Origin of the sequence: Nitrospira japonica (assembly GCF_900169565.1) — a bacterium.
GTDB lineage: Bacteria > Nitrospirota > Nitrospiria > Nitrospirales > Nitrospiraceae > Nitrospira_C > Nitrospira_C japonica_A.
Genome location: NZ_LT828648.1, coordinates 3135612 through 3154191, shown reverse-complemented (window position 1 = coordinate 3154191; position 18580 = coordinate 3135612). Strand labels below are relative to the sequence as shown.

General features: G+C 58.9%; 15 protein-coding genes. 5 read left to right on the top strand and 10 right to left on the bottom strand.

Going from position 1 to position 18580, the window contains the following annotated elements:
• The first annotated feature begins 133 nt into the window (after positions 1-133).
• Together NSJP_RS15010 and NSJP_RS15005 are read left to right on the top strand one after the other, a co-directional pair.
• Positions 134-1693 (top strand): FAD-dependent oxidoreductase, encoded by a 1560-nt coding sequence (locus tag NSJP_RS15010; protein ID WP_080887675.1) that lies wholly within the window; start codon positions 134-136, stop codon positions 1691-1693.
• Between the two features lie 114 nt (positions 1694-1807).
• The gene (locus tag NSJP_RS15005; RefSeq protein WP_172834369.1) at positions 1808-3886 is read left to right on the top strand and encodes an MASE1 domain-containing protein; all 2079 of its coding nucleotides are present in this window, start codon (positions 1808-1810) and stop codon (positions 3884-3886) included.
• A 40-nt stretch (positions 3887-3926) separates the two neighbouring features.
• Here the strand turns inward: NSJP_RS15005 and NSJP_RS15000 are convergent, their stop codons facing one another.
• The 9 genes from NSJP_RS15000 to NSJP_RS14960 all read right to left on the bottom strand — a co-directional run bounded on the left by NSJP_RS15000 (position 3927) and on the right by NSJP_RS14960 (position 14791).
• Complete coding sequence (locus NSJP_RS15000; protein WP_080887673.1) at positions 3927-4106, bottom strand: hypothetical protein; 180 nt, start codon at positions 4104-4106, stop codon at positions 3927-3929.
• A gap of 166 nt (positions 4107-4272) precedes the next feature.
• A complete protein-coding gene (locus NSJP_RS14995) occupies positions 4273-5022 on the bottom strand; it encodes an SDR family NAD(P)-dependent oxidoreductase (RefSeq protein WP_080887672.1) in 750 nt (249 codons plus the stop codon).
• Positions 5023-5094: 72 nt separating this feature from the next.
• Positions 5095-6537, bottom strand: a complete 1443-nt coding sequence (locus NSJP_RS14990) for an efflux transporter outer membrane subunit (RefSeq protein ID WP_231989396.1) — start codon at positions 6535-6537, stop codon at positions 5095-5097.
• Between the two features lie 55 nt (positions 6538-6592).
• A complete protein-coding gene (locus NSJP_RS14985; RefSeq protein WP_080887671.1) occupies positions 6593-9781 on the bottom strand; it encodes a multidrug efflux RND transporter permease subunit in 3189 nt (1062 codons plus the stop codon).
• Complete coding sequence (locus NSJP_RS14980) at positions 9778-10977, bottom strand: efflux RND transporter periplasmic adaptor subunit (RefSeq protein WP_080887670.1); 1200 nt, start codon at positions 10975-10977, stop codon at positions 9778-9780. Before NSJP_RS14980 ends, NSJP_RS14985 begins: the two co-directional genes overlap by 4 nt.
• A gap of 152 nt (positions 10978-11129) precedes the next feature.
• A complete protein-coding gene (locus NSJP_RS14975) occupies positions 11130-11696 on the bottom strand; it encodes a c-type cytochrome (RefSeq protein ID WP_197685431.1) in 567 nt (188 codons plus the stop codon).
• On the bottom strand, positions 11668-12939 hold the full coding sequence (gene soxC, locus NSJP_RS14970; protein ID WP_080887668.1) for a sulfite dehydrogenase: 1272 nt from the start codon (positions 12937-12939) through the stop codon (positions 11668-11670). The genes NSJP_RS14975 and soxC overlap by 29 nt, the downstream gene beginning before the upstream one ends.
• A gap of 73 nt (positions 12940-13012) precedes the next feature.
• Positions 13013-13273 (bottom strand): DUF2630 family protein, encoded by a 261-nt coding sequence (locus tag NSJP_RS14965; RefSeq protein ID WP_080887667.1) that lies wholly within the window; start codon positions 13271-13273, stop codon positions 13013-13015.
• 210 nt (positions 13274-13483) lie between these two features.
• Positions 13484-14791, bottom strand: a complete 1308-nt coding sequence (locus tag NSJP_RS14960) for a tetratricopeptide repeat protein (RefSeq protein WP_080887666.1) — start codon at positions 14789-14791, stop codon at positions 13484-13486.
• 414 nt (positions 14792-15205) lie between these two features.
• On the opposite strand from NSJP_RS14960, the gene NSJP_RS14950 reads away from it, so the two are divergent.
• Positions 15206-16414, top strand: a complete 1209-nt coding sequence (locus NSJP_RS14950) for a threonine ammonia-lyase (RefSeq protein WP_080887664.1) — start codon at positions 15206-15208, stop codon at positions 16412-16414.
• Positions 16415-16432: 18 nt separating this feature from the next.
• Here NSJP_RS14950 and NSJP_RS14945 read toward each other — a convergent pair whose 3' ends face one another.
• Positions 16433-17182: a hypothetical protein gene (locus tag NSJP_RS14945; protein ID WP_080887663.1), complete on the bottom strand. Its 750-nt coding sequence runs from the start codon at positions 17180-17182 to the stop codon at positions 16433-16435.
• Positions 17183-17350: 168 nt separating this feature from the next.
• Here NSJP_RS14945 and NSJP_RS19365 point away from each other — a divergent pair, with 168 nt between their 5' ends.
• Complete coding sequence (locus tag NSJP_RS19365; RefSeq protein ID WP_172834368.1) at positions 17351-17719, top strand: hypothetical protein; 369 nt, start codon at positions 17351-17353, stop codon at positions 17717-17719.
• Between the two features lie 382 nt (positions 17720-18101).
• Entirely contained in the window at positions 18102-18527 is a 426-nt protein-coding gene (locus tag NSJP_RS14935) for a hypothetical protein (protein ID WP_155970276.1), read from the top strand.
• Positions 18528-18580 lie beyond the last annotated feature (53 nt).

Here is an 18580-nt window from a genome sequence, read left to right as displayed (position 1 = left end):
CGGTCAAGCGTCTTCCATGGTACGGTGCGCTGCCGGGCGAAAAGGTCTGTCAGGGTTGATGAGGGGATTCACTAGTTCTGGATTGTTCTCGGACGATGCTAACAGTGAACGAACCCTGTGAGGGAAGGATCTCATGAGCGAGAACGGTGGAGAGTCGTTGTCCGGACCCGATCTGCGAACCGTGGGAGCGGCATCGAGCGAGCTCCCTGACGGGGGCATGCTCCTCGGTCACTTCAATGGAGAGCCGGTGCTGCTGGTCCGCAAGGGTACGACGGTGCATGCCATGGGTGCCAAGTGCACGCACTACGGAGGCCCTTTGGCCGAAGGCCTGTTCGATGGATCGGTGGTTCGCTGTCCGTGGCATCACGCCTGTTTTCGACCCGAGACGGGAGAAGCCGTCCATGCTCCCGCCTTCGATCCGGTGGCCTGCTATTCGACGGAGAAGCGCGGTGGCCGTCTATTCGTCAACCAAAAGCTATCGGCGCCTCCCGCTCACGCTCCATCGACTTCCGTCCCCTCTTCCGTCATCATCGTGGGCGGCGGTGCCGCCGGGTTTGCCGCGGCGGAGATGCTCAGGCGCCTGGGCTATGAACGGCCGGTGACGATCATCTCGGGCGATGACGCCGGCCCTTATGACCGTCCGAACATTTCCAAGGACTATCTGGCCGGCAAGGCGCCGGAAGAATGGATTCCGCTCCGTCCGCTCGATTGGTACCAGCAGACCAAGATCGACCTGCTCACGGGCCGCCGCATCGTCCGGCTCATTCCGGATGCGCGCGCGGTCGGACTGGACGACGGCCGGCGCCTCGAATACGGTGCCTTGTTGCTGGCCACCGGTGCGTCGCCGGTCAAACTGAACGTAGCCGGTGCCGATTTGCCTCATGTGTTCACGCTGCGCACGTTGCGCGACAGCCGCGCCATCATCGAGCGTGCGACGACAGCGAGGCATGCGGTCGTGGTCGGTGCGAGTTTCATCGGGCTGGAAGTCGCGGCCTCCCTCCGGACGAGAGGGCTCGACGTGCACGTGGTGGCGCCTGACGAGATTCCCATGCAGCGCGTGCTCGGGCCCGAATTGGGCCGCTTCGTGCGCGAGCTGCACGAGCAGCATGGCGTGCAGTTCCATTTGGGACAGACCGTCACGTCGATCACCGGGAAATCGGCCACGCTGAAGAACGGAACGACGCTCGATGCCGATCTCGTGGTCGTGGGCATCGGGGTTCGCCCGAATCTGGATCTGGCCGAACAGGCGGGATTACGGATTGATCGAGGCGTGCTGGTGGACGAATACTTGCGGACGAGCAATCCGCACATTTGGGCAGCCGGCGACATCGTGCGCTGGCCGGACCGCTACAGCGGAACCTCGCTACGGGTCGAGCACTGGGTCGTGGCTGAGCAGCAGGGTCAAGCCGCTGCACGAAACATGTTGGGTCTCAACCAGCCGTACGCCGCCGTTCCCTTTTTCTGGAGCGCACATTACGACGTGACGATTGCTTATGTGGGTGCGGCTCCGGAATGGGATGAGGCGAGCGTGACCGGTAGCATTCCGGACCGCGATTGTCTCGTGGCGTATCGCAAGAATGGCAAGATTGTGGCAGTGGCATCCGTGAACAGAGACGTCGAGTCCCTGCGGGTGCAGGCGGCCATGGAGCGCGGCGATGCCGTTGCCGTGGAAGCCTGTCTCCGGCCACGATAGCCGCATCTTTCGTTTCGATCTCTCCCGCCCTGCTTCATTTCAGCGTCATCTTTGTGGCTGGATCCCAGCATACTCCTTCCTTTATAGTTCAATTCCTACGTGATGTGGGCAACCATGCCTTTTCTGCCTCATCAGCGCCCGGCCGTGAACGTGGCCGTCATGGCGCTCGTGACCGGCGTCTATTTCTTGGCCGGAAAGATCGGCCTCGGCTTTGCCTCTGTGCACGTGAGTGCATCGCCGGTCTGGGCTCCCGCCGGAATGGCGATCGCCTTGCTGCTTCTGTTCGGACCTTCCATTTGGCCGGCGATCCTCGCCGGGGCCTTCCTCGTCAATGTCACGACGATGGGTTCACTTGTGACATCGGCCGCGATTGCGGTCGGCAATACACTCGAAGGGATTCTTGCTGCGTGGCTCTTGCAAAGATTCGCGCATGGTCTTCAGGCATTTGAATCGACACCTGATATTTTAAAGTCCGCGCTTCTCGCAGGATTTCTGAGTCCGACGGTCAGCGCCACGATCGGGGCAGGCAGCCTCTTGCTGGGCCAGCATGCCGCACCGGAACAGTTCGTCGTCATCTGGCTCACGTGGTGGATGGGTGACGCAACCGGCATTCTGATTGTCACACCGGCGATCCTGCTCTGGGCGCAATATCCGCGCATAGAGTGGACTCGCCAACAAGGGCTCGAGCTGGGGCTTTTACTCCTTGTGCTTCTCCTCACCTGTGCCGTGATCTTTGGCCCGCTGATGAACACGGGACACAAGTATCCGCTGCAGTTTCTGCTCGTGCCCATCATGATCTGGGCGGCCTTCCATTTCGGCCCGCGAGAGACGGCCACCCTCACGGTCCTCCTGGCCGGATGGGCCACGTTCGGCACAATTCATGGCCGCGGTCCATTTGCCAGTACTTCGGAAAACGAATCGCTCTTGCTCGGGCAAGCCTTTCTCGCCGTGAATTCGCTCATGGCATTGGCCCTGGCCGCCGCCGTACAAGAGAGAAAGGACCTTGAAGCGCGGTTCCTCGACCAGGCTGAACGATTGGTGAACAAGCGGACGCAAGAGCTGGTCCACACGCAGTCACGGTTGCGCACCATGGCTCAAACGCTGACCTTGACCGAACAGCGCGAGCGTAAGCGCATGGCCGGAGAACTGCACGATTATTTGGCTCAGTTGCTGGTGCTCGGCAAGATGAAGTTGTCGAGCCTGCATGCACAATTCCGGAGCAAGGGCGGCCCTGCGGAGACGCTGTTTCAAGAGGTCGATGACACATTCATCAAAGCTCTCGACTACACCAGAACGTTGATGGCGGAGTTAAGTCCATCGGTATTGCATGAATTCGGTCTACCGACCGCACTCCAATGGTTGGCTGAACAGATGGAGAAAGATCGCCTCACGGTCGAAACGCATGTCGGCACATCCACGCTGACGCTAGCTGAACATCAAGCGATCTTACTGTTCCACTCGATTCGCGAATTACTGCTTAATGTCGCCAAACATGCCGGGACGAATCACGCTATCCTCACGTTGGAAGCGACGGATCATCTCTTAAGAATCTCGGTCCAGGATCATGGACAGGGGTTCAACACCGACAGCCTCGCCCCAGCTCAGCCTGGGCATCGTTTTGGACTGTTCAGCGTCAAAGAACGCATGGAGGAATTGGGAGGATGGTTGCGAGTCGAAAGTGTTCCGGGAAAGGGAACGACCGTCACATTGGGCCTCCCGCTCACCCCGTCCGTATCGACTTCGGAGGCAACAGGAGATAAAGGACAGGTTTCTTCACCATCAGCGAAGACGACCGGGGTGCGCCGCGTGTTACTCGTGGACGATCATGCCATGGTCCGCCAGGGGCTTCGAGCCATCCTAGACCAATACCCTGATTTGTTCATCATCGGGGAAGCGGCAGACGGCCGGGAAGCAGTCTCGATCGCAACGAAGCGGGCGCCGGACGTCATCATCATGGACATCAATATGCCGCGCATGGATGGTATCGAGGCGACCACGCGGATCAAGAAAGAACACCCTGAAACGGTCATTATTGCAGTCTCCGTGAACGATACACCGCATGTCCGGGAATCGATGCGCAAGGCCGGCGCATCGGCCTTTGTATCGAAGGAGGAAGCCAGCGAACGACTCTACGAAACGGTCATGGCCCTCACCTCCCGGCACGAGCCTTTTCTAACGACCGAAGAGGAATAGAGTGAGCTTCGTCCAGGCAGAGAGATCTTCGGGAAACAAATTATGGCTTCTTTCGATACACGTTGAGCCCGACCTTTTCCTCCCGATTCGGAATTGTGACATTCCCCTCAGTCGAGGCGATGATGATGGTCTTGCCCGAGGCGGAAGGTCCGAACTCTTTGGAGAGATCGACCTTAATCGTCAGTATCGTGCCTTCGACGGTCATGTCGACATTCTTCATGGCGTGGTCCTCTCAGTGATGTGACTGGTTGAACGTGTTCGTCTGCCTTGGCGAATCACCTTCGCCACGGCGAGTGGCGCGGTGAAAAACTCGTAAGCTATGCGTGACAGATGGCGGATCGTATTCTACGGGAACGGCAGGGTTGGTTGCACGACCGCCGATCCGCTTACTGTGCCGTGAAGCCTCCGTCTATGACCAATTCAGTGCCCGTTACATACGCGGCTTCGTCGGATGCGAGATAGAGCACGCCATACGCAACGTCTTCCGGTCGTGCGATGCGTCCCAAAGGAATCTGATTCTTGACCTGCTGTGCGAGGGCTTGCTCGACCTGGCTGAACATGGCGGTATCGGCCGGGCCGGGAATGACAGTGTTGACCCGAATGCCTTCGCGCGCGTACTCAATGGCGGCGCTTTTGGACATGATCACCACGGCGCCTTTACTCGCCTGATACGCAAACACTTGGCCATGGCCGATCAAGCCGGCGATTGACGCGACGTTGACGATCGAGCCTCCTCCTGTTTTGCGCATGGCTGGAATGGCCGCTTTCATCCCGAGCCACGTGCCGGTCTGATTCACCGCAATGGTATGGTCCCAAACGTCTTGGGTTAAATCCTCCACGCCTTCCATTTGAAGGACCCCTGCATTGTTCACCAATATGTCGAGCCGGCCGAACGTTTCCAGAGCCGTATGGATAACCTGCTGCCACGAGTCTTCCTGTGTTACGTCCAGGGCGGAAAAACAGGCGCGTTCGCCGTCGGCATGCATGCTGGTCACCGCCTGTTCGCCTTCAACGCGGTCACGCTGTCCGATGACCACGGAGGCGCCCTCACGCGCGAAGAGTCTGGCTGTCGCCAATCCCAATCCCCTGCCGCCTCCGGAAATCACCGCAACTTTTCCAGCAAGACGTGGTCTCATCGTGCCTCACGTTGGTCCGATGGATGAAATGACTGATTCTCTATCGGGCCAAATTCGTCGCTCGTCCCGTGCCTATTCCATGCGGGCGTGCTGCTCTGATTCTTGGCTCTCCGTGGCCGGTGCCGGCAGCCAGCCTCCGCCCAGGGCCTTGTAGAGTTGAACCACCGAGACGAGGTGCAGTCGGCGCGTCGAAGCCAATGACAATTCGGCATCGAAGAGGTTCCGCTGGGCAATGAGGACATCGAGATAGTTGGCAATCCCGCCTTTATAGCGCAGGTTCGCCAGGTGCAGTGCCGCCTGGAGTGCCTTGACCTGCCGCGCTTGTGCGGCCACCTGCTCATCGGCTGTGGACACTGCCACCAACGAATCCTCCACTTCTCTGAACGCCACCAGAATGGTCTGTTCGTATTGGGCGACGGTCTGTCTTGCTTGGGCTTCAGCCGCCTCCTGTTGGAAACCCAACACCTGTGCATTCAATAAGGGGCCGGCCACGCTGGGACCCGCCACTCCGAAGAAGGTCTCGTGAGCCACCAACTGAGTCAACTGAGGACTGGCGATACCGAGAATGCCCGTGATGCTCAGTTTGGGAAATCGGTCGGCCTTGGCCTGACCGATCCTGGCGGTTGCGGCGGCCACCTGTTGCTCGGCCTGCACGACGTCCGGACGGCGCTGGAGTAATTCCGAGGGAAGGCCGGCCGGCACGACCGGCGGCATCACCTGTTCGGTCAGGGCCCGCCCCCTCGAGATTTGATGGGGATTTCTCCCTAGCAACACGCTGAGCTCGTTCTCCTTCTGCACGATCTGCCGCTTCAATTCCGCAATCCGGGCCGCGGCATTCTCCCGCTCGGCCTCAAACTGTTCGACGTCCAGCCTATGGATATAGCCCTGTTTGAATCGCGCCCGGGCAATCCGCACGGATTCATCCCACGCGTCCAAGGTCCGCAGGGCGATGTCCCGCTGCAAATCGAACTGCCGTAATTCGAAGTAGGCTTGGGCCACTCCGCTGACGATCTGCAGAATGATGCCCCGCCGGTTCTCTTCCCGGGAGAGCAAGTCTCCGATCGCCGCCTCATTGGACCGGCGGATTCGTCCCCAGATATCCAGTTCCCAGGCGAGATTGCCCTGAACATAGTAGTTGAACAGGTTGGGAAATCCGGGGAAGGACAAATTTCTCGTATTGCCGAAGCCCGGCGCATTCACCGCCACATTCATCTGGGGAGCAAAATCGGTTCTGGTGACAAGCACTCGCGCGGCGAATTCGTCAACGGTCGCCACGGCCCGTTTGAGATCCTTGTTCCCCTCCAGCGCGAGACGAATGAGTTTCTGGAGTTCCTCATCTCGATAGAGGTCCCACCACGGAACATTGGCGAAGGATTGCAGGTTCTTTTCTTCCTCCGCCATGCGGAATGAGTCGGAAACTGGAATGGCAGGTCTGGCATAGTCCGGCCCCATCTTGCAGGAGACCAGCAGTCCCAGTAGTCCCACCAGGAACGATCGGAGCATCACATCGCGCATGATCGTACCTCCGTCGCGAAATGGAAGGTCAATGGCAAGACCCGGCCATACACGGTCACCCCGAACGCCCGGCAGGAAGAACCCGTTGAGGATGTATCTGACTCGTCGTGGGCGGCGGCGTGACCGCGCCACGACCGGTGACCCGTTGATTGAGTTTACCGATCAGTACAAAGAACAACGGAACGAAGAAGATGGCGAGGAACGTGGCCGCCAGCATGCCGCCGAGCACACCGGTACCGATCGATCGCCGGCTGGCGGCGCCGGCTCCCGTGGCGATCACCAACGGCAGCACGCCGAGAATGAAGGCCATCGACGTCATGATGATGGGACGGAAGCGAAGCCTGGCGGCCTCGATTGCCGCGTCCACCAATGAGTGGCCCTGTTGGTATTGCTGGTTGGCGAACTCCACGATCAGGATGGCATTCTTGGCCGACAGTCCGATCAGGGTGACCAGCCCGATTTGGAAATAAATGTCATTGTTCATGCCGAGCAGCCAGACCGCCGACAAGGCTCCAAAGACACCGAAGGGCACCGCAATGATCACGGCGAAGGGCACAGTCCAACTCTCGTACTGCGCCGCAAGTACCAGAAAGACCATGAGCAGGCCAAACCCGAATGCCAGAAATGATTGAGTGCCCGCCTTCCGTTCCTGGAAGGAAATACCGCTCCAGTCGATCGCATACCCTTGGGGCACCAACACGTCCTGCGCCACCCGTTCGAGCGCATCCAGCGTTTGTCCGGAACTGTATCCTGGACTCGAGGCCCCCAGGACCAGGGCGGTGTTGAACCCGTTGAAGTGTGTCACTGGATCGGGTCCGCTCGTGGCTTCGGTCGTGACGACCGTGTCGAGCGGAATCATGGCCTGACCCTGGCTGCTCAAGGCCCGCACGTAGATCTTGGAGATGTCCTGCGGAGCCATGCGGTATTGAGATTCTGCTTCGGTTTGAACACGGTACACCCGGCCGAATTTCACGAAGTCATTGATATAGAAGTTGCCGAAGTAGGCCTGCATCGTGTCGAAGACTTCGGAAATGGGAATCCCGAGGGCTTTCGCCCGGTCACGGTTGATGTTGGCATACAGCCGAGGCGCGGTGACGCGGAAGCTGGTGCTGATGGCGCCGATGGCCGGGTCTTGCCTGGCCTTGGCGATGAAATCCTTGGTCACGGCGGAAAATTTTCTGAAATCCCCTCCGCTGGGATCCTGGATTTGAATGGAGAATCCGCCCGTGGCCCCGAGCCCTCTGATAGACGGCGGGTTGAAAGCCAGCACGATCGCGTCACGGAACTTCTTGAACTCGGCGAAGGCGTCGGCGATCAACGCTTTCGCATGCTGATGCGGCTCCTTCCGTTCGTCCCAGGGCTTGAGGGGGACGAATGACGTGGCGGTGTAGGTTCCCCGGGTGCCGAAGACGAAATTCTGCCCGGTCAGCCCGTTCGTCGCATACACGGACGGATTCGCGAGAAAAAATCCTTCGACCTTATCCATCACGGCATTGGTTCGTTTCTTCGAAGCTCCGTCGGGAAGCTGCGCGACCACGATGATGTAGCCCTGATCCTCGTCGGGCAGAAAACCTGAGGGGGTCACGCGGAAAAGGGCCAGCGCCAGGAGCACCACCATGCCGAACAAAGCGAGGGACAGCCATGGACGTGAAATCGTCCCGCCGACGGCGCCGGCATAGCGGACTTGGGCCCAGCCGAACATGCGATTGAAGTGGGAGAATAATCCCTTTTCCGAAGGATGACGCGGGTTGAGCACTAACGCGGCAAGCGCAGGGCTCAACGTCAAGGCCACGAACCCCGAAATGGCGACCGAGATGGCGATGGTAATGGCGAATTGCTTGTACAGCTGTCCGGTGATGCCGCCCATGAATCCCACCGGCACAAACACCGCACCCAGGACCAGCACGATGGCGATCACGGGACCTGTCACTTCCTCCATCGCTTTGTTGGCCGCCTCCTTGGGCGACAATCCGTCTTCCATGTGGCGCTCGACGTTTTCGACCACGACGATCGCGTCGTCTACGACGATCCCGATCGCGAGAATCATGCCGAACAGCGTCAGCGTGTTAATGGAGAACCCGAGGGCAGCCATGCCGGCGAACGTCCCGATGAGCGATACCGGCACTGCCACCGCCGGAATCAACGTCGCTCGCCAGCTCTGCAGGAAGAGAAAGACGACGAGGATCACCAGGATCATCGCATCGCGCAAGGTCTTGACGACTTCTTCGACGGACACTTCGATAAATTTGGTGGTGTTGTACGGCACGTCGTACGAGACGCCTGGCGGGAAGGACTTCGACAGTTCGTCCATCCGCTTGCGGACTGCTTTCACCGTGTTGAGAGCGTTGAACCCCGGCGCGAGAAACGTCAGGAGCAGGGCCGTCGGTTTGGCCCGATACCGGCCTTCCAGGTCGTACGATTGAGCGCCCAGTTCGATCCTGGCCACGTCCTTCAGGCGGATCATGGAGCCGTTGGGCATCGCCCGGACGATCATCTCTTCGAAGTCCTTCACCTCCGTCAGCCGGCCGCGAGTAATGATCGGAATCGTGAGCTCGTTCTCCTGGGGTGTGGGTTCCCGTCCGACCAGGCCGGCGGGAAAGTCCCGGTTCTGTTCCCGGACGACGTTCACGATGTCGCTGGGGGTGAGACTGAGTTGGGCCATGCGCACCGGGTCGAGGACGATTCTCATGCTGTAGTTCTGCTGTCCGAAAATATAGGCGTCGCCCACGCCCGGCAGACGCCTGATGTCATCCACCAGGCGAACAGTGGCGTAATTCGCGAGAAAGAACGCGTCGTACTTGGGATCGGCCGACTGCAACACCAGCACGGCCAGCAGGTCGGTCGAGAGTTTCTTCACCGACACGCCCTGGCGGATGACTTCCGGCGGGAGTTGCGGTTCCGCCAGTTTCTCCCGGTTCTGCGCCTGGACCTGCGCGATGTCGATGTTGGTGCCGATCTGAAACGTCAGGCGGAGGGTCATGTGCCCGTCATTCGTGCTCGTGGAGTCGTAGTAGAGCAGATTGTCGATCCCTGGGATCTGGAGCTCGATGACACGCGCGACCGAATCCGCTACGGTCTCGGCACTGGCTCCGGGGTAGTCGGCGTCGATCTGCACGACGGGGGGAGTGATCGGGGGAAACTGCGCGATGGGCAGGGTCGCCATCGCCACCAGGCCGACGACCACAATCACGATCGAGAGGACTGAGGCAAAGATCGGCCGGTCAATGAAAAACCGGGGGCTCATTTGGCTGTCTGACTCTTCGGATCGGATGGCGGACTTCCGGAGGACCCGGCCTCGGTCTCGACCGGGACCGGCTTCACGGCCGTTCCAGGGACGACGCGTTGCAAACTGTCCACGACGACTCGTTCTCCGGCGACCAAGCCGTCCTCCACCAACCATTGGGTCCCTTGCCAGGCCGTGGCCTTGACGTCACGGATTTGCACGTTGTTGTCGGCATCGACGACGTAGACGATCGGTCCCTTCGGCCCTTGCAGCACGGCTCGCTGGGGAATCAACATCACGCTGCTCCGCGTCACTCCATGAAAGCGCACGGTCACGAACTGGCCGGGGATGATGATGCCGTCATGGTTGGGGAATGTGACGCGTGCCGGCCGTTCCCCGGTGTCGCTGCGCAATCCCACATCGAGCAAATCCAGAACCCCGTCTTCCGCATACCGGCTGCCATTGAGAAAAATAAGCGTCCCCGTCAGCTTGTAGACCCCGGGGTGCTGGATCTTCTTGGCGGCCGTATCCTCCCGTCGTTTGATCAGAAAGGCCTCCGGCGCGTTGACGACGACATACATGGGATCAATCTGGTGAATGACGGTGAGCAGATCCGTCTGGGCCGAGACCAAGCGGCCTTCGTAGACTCGTGTCCGCTCGACCAATCCGCTGATCGGCGCCGCGATGACTGTATTATCCAAATCAAATTTGGCCTTGTCCAAGTCTCCATGCGCAGTCTCCAGCGCGGCCTTGGCCGCCAGTTGCTCGGCCACCGCATCATCGAAATCCTTCTGGCTGACGGCATCCTGTTCGAGGAGCGGCTTCACACGAGCCAGATCTTGTTTGGCGTGAACGAAACGGGCTTCAGACTGGGCGACTCGTCCTTTGGCACTCACGACAGCCGCGCGGAAAGGCACCTCATCGATCCGATACAGCCGATCGCCCTTCTTGACCTCCCTCCCCTCTTGGAAAAAACGTTCCTGAATGATGCCCGTCACCTGTGAGCGAATTTCGACGATCCGCGAGGCTTCCGCTTGACCGATGAACTCCGGCTCGTCGGGCACGGAAGTGGGTGTCACCGTGACCACACCGATTTCCAGCGCTTGAGGGGGCGGCGAGGAGGCGACTTCGCCCTTACAGCCGAAGAGGAACGTAGTAATGAAGATCGCGAGAAGACAGGCTGCCGACTGTTGACGCGCGTTCCAGTCGAGATTCATGGGTCACCACCCACAAACTCATCTCCGGCCAGGGTCGCCACGTTAGGGAAGTGGAGGATACGCCTTAGCCAGGCAAAAAGCACTACTCTGGGAGAGTGATCAGCGCCACTCACGTCTTAGAATTGGCACGTGCGATTCCTCGTCCCGCAGATTCAACGAATGTCTGGTCGTGGATCCCGAACAAACCCGTCACGGTTCGGCATGCGTATGGCGGGTAACGTCTTCGCATCGATCACCATGTCTTCAGGGATGATCTTGTTCTGGAAGAGCAGCCATGCGACGACCGAGTAGGTCTCATCCGGGGTGAGAGACTGCGGCGCGGTAAACGGCATGGCTCGATGGACATAGTCGTACAGCGTCGTCGCATAGGGCCAGTAACTGCCGATCGTCTTGAGCGGCTTTGCCGTCATCAGCGTGTTGTGTCCGCCTACCAGTTTGTCCTTTGGACCTTCGATCCCTGTCGGACCGTGACACATGGCGCATTTGGATGCGAACACTTGTGCACCCTGTTTGACCGTGCCTTGTCCCGGTGGAAGTCCCTCCCCGACCGAATTCACGTCGATGTCCCAGGCACGGATCTGTTCCTGGGTGGCCGGCCGCCCCACTCCATAGTCCCGCTCTTCCGCCGACCATCCGGTCCACACGCATCCCAGGGCAATCGTCAGTGAGCCGAGCGCCACCATCGACGACTTAGACAGAGATGTTCCGCACGTGTCCATCGCGTTCCACCTTCCAGCTTTGAATGCCGTTATAGTGATAGACGGAATTGGTGCCGCGGACGTTGACGAGGTCCTGACGAGTCGGTTGGACATAGCCCGTCTCGTCCGTGCAGCGGGATTGCAAGATCGCCTCTTGTCCGTCCCACTTCCATGGCAATCGAAAACGCGTATGGCATTTGGGAAGGATAGGTTCTTGCAGCTGAGCCGCCTGCCACGTGCGCCCGCCGTCCAGGCTGACCTCGGCTTTCGTCACGCGGCCACGGCCGCTCCAGGCCAGCCCGCGAATTTCGTGAAACCCCGGTTGGATCTGCTGGCGGCCTGACAGAGACGTAATCACGGACTTGGCCTCCATCACGAGGCTGAACTGGTAGGCTGTTCCATCCGGCATGAGATCGGTATATTTGGCCGTCTCCCACCGCGTCATAAATGGGGCGGTGCCAAATTTCAACCGCCGCAGCCACTTCACGTTGATGTTGCCCTCGTATCCCGGAAGCAGGAGACGCATCGGATAACCCTGCTCGGGTCTCAACGCTTCGCCGTTCTGTCCATAGCAGATCATGGCTTCCTCGAGAACGTCGCCGGTCAGGGGTACACTCCGGTCCAAGCCGGAGGCGTCGCTTCCCTCTGCCAACATCCAGCCGGCACCGCGTTGAACGCCGACGATATCCAGCAGCGTCGATAGTTTCACTCCCGTCCATTCGCTGGTGCTGGTCAGTCCATGCAGCTCTTGGACGGTAAAGTCTGGAGCTTTTTCCGCCCAGCAATCCCACGAGTTGCCGGAGCATTCGAGAAATGCGAGGCGCGACACAGAGGAAATACGCTCCAGATCGGTCAGCGTAAAGACCATCGGCCGATCGACCAGTCCGTGAATCAACAAGCGATGACGGGCTGGATCAATGGCGGGCACGCCGTTATGGTGCCGCTCGAAGTGCAGCGCGGACGGCGTGACGATCCCGTGCAGATCCTGAAGCGGTGTGGTGGAGTTGATGTTGTTGGGAGCATTGGACCCCCAACCGTGAGCGGAGCCGGGGCCGCCGGCTCCCGATCGCTGCGCGGTCTCAAACGGCGAGCGGTCCCCATATGGACGGGGCAAGGCTCCCGGGACGCGCATCGGATCTTTCGGCGAGTCCGACGGTTCGGCGCGGGCAGCAGGCACGGCCAGTGCCGCGGCTCCTCCTGCGATAAGAGACGCACTGCGGCGCAAAAATTTTCGCCGGTTTACGCCTTCCGTCTCGTCATTCATTCCAGCCTCCTTTTAAGAGAGCCTTCTGAGCGGGAGGACCTCCTAACCGCAGACCGGCCGATCGTTGGCGGAGCTATTGTTCGTAGTTCTCGACGACTCGAGCCGGACGAACTTGTGCCTGGTTCGGATCCTGGCCGGCGTCTCGCAAAGCGCGGCGTTGGCGGAGGAGGTCCCAACACTGATCCAACTCGACTTGCACCTGAGTGAGCCTGTGACGGTCTTTCTCTGCGACCGTCCCATGCTCGCCTTTTTCGAATAGGCGATGCTCCTCTTGGACGAGATCTTGAATGTGGGCGAGAACCGGTTGATCCGTTGATGGGCGTTTGGTGTCCATAAGATAGTCCTTTCGCTTGCGCACTCCGAACTGACGACGAACCGTCAGAGGAGTGGTTTGAATTCCAGGAAAGGCAACGGACGACTGTGTCCTTGAGATGAGTGAAACATCTCGGACATCACATTCGATTGTAAAACTCGGGTATCGGAAAAACTAGAGAGGAGAATAGGAGGGGCGAAACACAGGTGACTCGAAGTGCACGGACGTGCGTTACGGGCCGGTGCCTTGACGGAGCCGCTCGCGGCGCTGCTCCCTGACGGTGTCGAGGTAGGCGCGGGCCTGCTCGATGAACGGCCGATTGGCCGGCGTATCCGGCGCCCGCCGGAGGTACTCCCGGAATGCGCTCACCGCCTCGCGTGGTTGATTGTTGTCCCTCAAGAGCCCGCCAAGATCGAAGTACGCCTGAAATAGATCCGGATCGAGCCGGGTCGCCGTTCGATATGCTTCCACGGCCTCCTGGCCCTTCCCGTTCGTTGCCAGCGCCGTTCCGAGATTGAAGTGGGTCACGGCATCATTGGGTTCAGATTCCAGCGCCTTGCGGTATTCAGCAATGGCTCCCGGAGCATCCCCTTTCAATTGGAGCGCACTCCCCAAATTATTGTGGGCATGGGCATCGTTCGGATGCTGTTTGAGGACTGTTTGGTATTCGGCAATGGCCCCGTCGAGATCCCCTTTGCCTTGCAGGGCGGCTCCGAGACCGAGGTGAGCCCGGTCGAGATCGGGAATGAGTCGGAGCGCCTCGTGAAACTCAACGAGTGCCTCGTCAAAACGGCCTTGGTCGGCGAGCAACGCTCCCTTCTTCCGATGCGCTTCGGCATTGCCTGGCGCGCGAGCCGGCTCCTTGCTCTGACCATGCTTGTCTTGCGGAGCCCGGCCCTGAGGAACTGCGGCCTCCCGCATGCTGAATAGAGTGGTCCAGGTGCGGGCGAATTGTTCCTCGGTGTCGATCCGTGTCAGGACGTCGCGGCGATGCTGGAGGATCGCCTTCACGTCGGCCTCCTCCTTCGTCTTGGCCAGGCGCGTCCGGTCATCGTCCAGTTCCTTGAAATAGGCGTCGAGAGTGTCTCTGATGCGCATCAATTCCGTCTTGGCTCGCTCGTTCTGCATCAATCCATTCAGTTGACGGGCCACCACGGCAGGGTCCAAGTGAATCTTCACCGGAACGGACAGAGTGGTGCCGCTCTCGCTCTCGGCGGGCCGGGCCGGATATTGATCGATCTCGAAGAGGCCCACGGTGTAGGCACGGATTTCTGTCTGATTCAGTCCGAGTTGTTGCACCACTGGAACGGTAGCAAGGTAGTCCGCCGTCACATTGTGAATCTGTGATTTTGCCGCAACTAGGGCGAGGCGTTCCGCATCGCCAGGCGTGTCGTGCGCGACCATCCGATATTCGCCGGTTGCCGTCATCGTCTGCATGTCGGCGATAGCATGAGGAGGCACGAGGATACCGGCCAAACAGGACCAGAACAAGAAGAGCCAGAATGAGCGGAAGCAGAATGGATGGGTCTCGCGTCTCACAATGATGGGGATTCTATCATGGGCTCGGGTCCGTTCGAATTTCGGATTTTTGATATTTGGGTCTTGGATTTTGGGACTTCATACGCTTTCGAACTTCGGATTTCGAACTTCGGATTTCGGATTTCGAATTTGGATTTGCGCGTTTGGTCTTTGAAATTTTACACATTTGCTATCCATGCTCTGTCCTTGGTATATATTGCCCTCGGCAAAAATCAAGCACGGCATGTAGTTCAACCATGAAGACCATTCTGCAGACTCTCGGCATTAGCATGGCGGCGGCGATGATGATCGCCAGTTCCGCCTGAGCCGGCCTGCATTCACAGCGTCATCGACGCGAGGCCCCTGGCGGATTCAGTTCTGCCAGGGGCTTTTTGTTTGTCCGGAAGAGCACTCGATACGAGAAGGAGGAAGGGTATGGTCAGCCTCGAATCAATCGAAGCCGCAGCGAGCCGCATCAGATCGTCCATCTATGAATCGCCGCTGGTCCATTCCAAGACGCTGTCGCGGCTCACCGGAAATTCCATTTTTCTGAAACTGGAAAATCTGCAGATGACCGGGTCCTTCAAGGAGCGCGGCGCCCTCAACCGCATCCTGACGATGACCGATGCCGAACGCCGGAAGGGAGTGATTGCGGCCTCGGCCGGAAACCATGGCCAGGGCGTGGCCTACCATGCCACGCAGAACCATATTCCGGTCCAAATCTGGATGCCGAGGTCCACCCCGCTCGTCAAACTCACGGCCACGCGAGGGTATGGGGCCGACGTCGTGTTGCAGGGAAACAATTATGACGACGCATGCGCGGCCGCGTTGGAACAGAGCCGCGAGCGAAAGGCGACGTTCATTCATCCCTTTGATGACGAGGCCGTGATCGCCGGACAAGGCACGATCGGTTTGGAACTCCTGAAGCAGAACCCCGATCTGGATGTGATCGTGGTGCCGGTCGGCGGCGGAGGCTTGATCGGAGGGCTCGGCTGTGCGGTCAAGGAGCGCCATGCTCACGTTGAGATCGTCGGAGTCCAAACAGCCCGCCTCCCTTCCATGAAAGCCGCTCTCGAAGGCCAAGGAACAGCGAGTCTTCCCGCACAATCCACCTTGGCCGATGGCATTGCCGTCCGCAAAGCGGGTACGCATACGCTGCCCCTCGTCAGGAAGTATGTCGATACCATTGTGACGGTGGACGAAGATGAGATCGCCGCGGCGATTCTGGTGTTGTTGGAGCGGGAAAAGACGGTGGCGGAAGGTGCCGGGGCCATTAGCCTTGCCGCCATCCTTCAATCCAAGACGGGTCATCGCGGGAAGAACATCGCCGTCCTGGTGTCCGGTGGCAACCTCGACGTGACGCTGCTGGCCAGAATCATCGAACAGGGTATGGTCAGGGATGGCAGAAGATTACGGCTGCGAGTGCGCCTTCCGGATTACCCCGGCGCATTGGAAGGGCTCGCCGCCGTGATCGCCAAGGCGAGTGCGAACATCGTGGAGACGTCGTATAACCGCGCGCACTATGGTGTCGGTTTGAACGAAGCGGCGATCGATATCACGATGGAAACTCGCGGGGGTGATCATACTTCGCAGCTGTTGGCGACCCTCAAGGACGTGCCGTATGAATTCACGGTCGTCGAATAGGAGGCAGGCATCGTCTTTTCAGTGCGCCCAAATCTGCTCGGGCGTCTCCGCGTACGGATAGATGTGCACCATCCAGCCGAAGAGCTGCGGATAGAATCGCCCGTTGGCTTGATCGCATTCGGCTTTGGTCAGGATCGAGCCTTTGGGGCCGAACTTCTTCCAGTCCGCGTGCTGCAAGTCCTTCTTCTGCGGCAGGCAGATATTCACGTGAGCATGCCACTGCGCCACGCTCAGAGGAATCCGTTTATTCAAATCCTCCTCGCTCGCCCACTTCGGCGCCGTGAACATCGCGCCTTCTAATTCATAGCCGCCTGGGGCGTCCCGGTATAACAGCGAGGTGGGCTGCTTGGGATCGAATTTGAAATTGGCCTTAAATCCGTTCGTCTTGCGCGTAAAGTGATAGTGCGTCTGCCGGACGTTCGGCAGGAATGTTTCGTAGCCTTCATCCTCGGCAAAGCGATACTCGCGAAATGGGGCCAAATCCTGTCGCAGATGCCGGAGGAAGTCCCAGGCCGTCGCTTGATCTGCCTGATTGGTGGGGCGAAGCGTGGTCCATCGGAAATGCGGTCCCAGATGGGTTTGAGGGTTGGACATGGCGAGCACCGCCTCGGCCTCATGATCTCCATGCATGAGGTCATCTTCAGTATCGACGTGCCCCGTGGACGGCGGCGGTTCCTCCGTCGCGTGCGGTGACGGCTTGCCGCTGCAGGACAATGTGGACAAGGCTGCGAAGACTAGAAAGACTAGAACCAGAATGGGCACGCGCATCCTATGAACCTTTCACTTCGTGCGAAGAGACTTGCGCCGTGATCGAGTGCCTCCTAGAATGACGTCGCTCCAGGTTCTTCGAGTCAGGACATCATACAGACACAGGCGCGCTCAGCTCGTTACGTGGAAATGAGTGTACAACATCGCAGATTGAACCGGTATATTTCATTGTGTTGGTCTCTCGCCGTTCTGCTCATCGTGGGATGCGCCTCGCCCCCCGCGCCATCTACGCCGAAGCCCATAGCCCAGCGCCTGGTCGGGAAAAGCCAAACGCACATACGCCAGTGCGCAGGGCAGCCTGCCAAGGAAGTGCCCTATGAAACCGGAGTCATCCTCCGCTACTACAAAGAGGCGTCCACCTTTGTCGGATCGACCACGTTCCTGGAAGGCAGCCAACACATGCGGCATCGTGGCTGCTGGGCCAGTCTCTTGATTGAGCAGGACCAGGTGACGGGCGTGGAATTCGAACCCATTCCTAAAGAGACAAACCAAATAGATGACTTATGCGACGAAATGTTTCGAACCTGCGTTCCTTGAAAAACCAACTGAATAAATCCGAAATTCGAAATCCGAAATTCGAAACGATAACCATGAAGGAAGTCCAAGTACCAAATGGACAAATCCCAAATATCAAGACTCAGAAACTCGAAATGACAAATCCGAAACCATAGAAAAGAAGTCATTCTCGCGGAAGCGGGAATTAAGAAAGAGAATAGAGTTTCAAATTCCAAAAGAAGCCCATTCGCGCACACCGAGTATAGATCCCCCCTAGTAAAGTCTCTAGGTCAGCAAACCCACAGTTCCATCTCATCCCCACCCATGACGATCGACTCAGGATAGCCCTAGTACAAAGGAGGACCGGAACTTTTTACGATGAGAGCATGGGTGATTGGCCAATCATGTGTAAACGGGAGGGATTATGAATATGACCAAGAGCGGATTACCTGTGTTCTTATTTGTTGGCGCGTCGTTCGTGTTCGGCGCGTCGGCATTTGCCGGAGAGCCGGCGGGCATCGGAGAAAAAGGGACTGGTCAGACGCAAAAGTCGACGGACCGTCAACAGAGCGGAAGCAAGCCCGACATGTCGCAGGTACCGGAGGAAATTCAGGAGGGCAAATCGGCGCAAGCTGCGCAAGAATTAAATCAGCAGCAGCAAGGTATCCGAGGATCCGCTCAGGAGCCAGCGGGGATCGGCGAGAAAGGAACCGGCCAAACCAAGAAATCGACGGAGCGTCAGCAGAGCGGGAAGCAGCCGGACATGTCTCAAGTACCCGAGGAGCTTCGCGAAGGAAAATCGGCACGGGCCGCGGGTGAAATGGAGCAGCAAGACAAGAAGACTCAATAATGCATCAAGCGGCCTGGAAAAGGGGCCGGCTTAGCCTGTCCCCTTTTCCGTTC

Bases quoted from the DNA above. Each gene is read 5' to 3' on its own strand.
- NSJP_RS15010 (WP_080887675.1), top strand. From the start codon at position 134: ATGAGCGAGAACGGTGGAGAGTCGTTGTCCGGACCCGATCTGCGAACC.
- NSJP_RS15005 (WP_172834369.1), top strand. From the start codon at position 1,808: ATGCCTTTTCTGCCTCATCAGCGCCCGGCCGTGAACGTGGCCGTCATG.
- NSJP_RS15000 (WP_080887673.1), bottom strand. From the start codon at position 4,106: ATGAAGAATGTCGACATGACCGTCGAAGGCACGATACTGACGATTAAG.
- NSJP_RS14995 (WP_080887672.1), bottom strand. From the start codon at position 5,022: ATGAGACCACGTCTTGCTGGAAAAGTTGCGGTGATTTCCGGAGGCGGC.
- NSJP_RS14990 (WP_231989396.1), bottom strand. From the start codon at position 6,537: ATGCGCGATGTGATGCTCCGATCGTTCCTGGTGGGACTACTGGGACTG.
- NSJP_RS14985 (WP_080887671.1), bottom strand. From the start codon at position 9,781: ATGAGCCCCCGGTTTTTCATTGACCGGCCGATCTTTGCCTCAGTCCTC.
- NSJP_RS14980 (WP_080887670.1), bottom strand. From the start codon at position 10,977: ATGAATCTCGACTGGAACGCGCGTCAACAGTCGGCAGCCTGTCTTCTC.
- NSJP_RS14975 (WP_197685431.1), bottom strand. From the start codon at position 11,696: ATGGACACGTGCGGAACATCTCTGTCTAAGTCGTCGATGGTGGCGCTC.
- soxC (WP_080887668.1), bottom strand. From the start codon at position 12,939: ATGAATGACGAGACGGAAGGCGTAAACCGGCGAAAATTTTTGCGCCGC.
- NSJP_RS14965 (WP_080887667.1), bottom strand. From the start codon at position 13,273: ATGGACACCAAACGCCCATCAACGGATCAACCGGTTCTCGCCCACATT.
- NSJP_RS14950 (WP_080887664.1), top strand. From the start codon at position 15,206: ATGGTCAGCCTCGAATCAATCGAAGCCGCAGCGAGCCGCATCAGATCG.
- NSJP_RS14945 (WP_080887663.1), bottom strand. From the start codon at position 17,182: ATGCGCGTGCCCATTCTGGTTCTAGTCTTTCTAGTCTTCGCAGCCTTG.
- NSJP_RS14935 (WP_155970276.1), top strand. From the start codon at position 18,102: ATGAATATGACCAAGAGCGGATTACCTGTGTTCTTATTTGTTGGCGCG.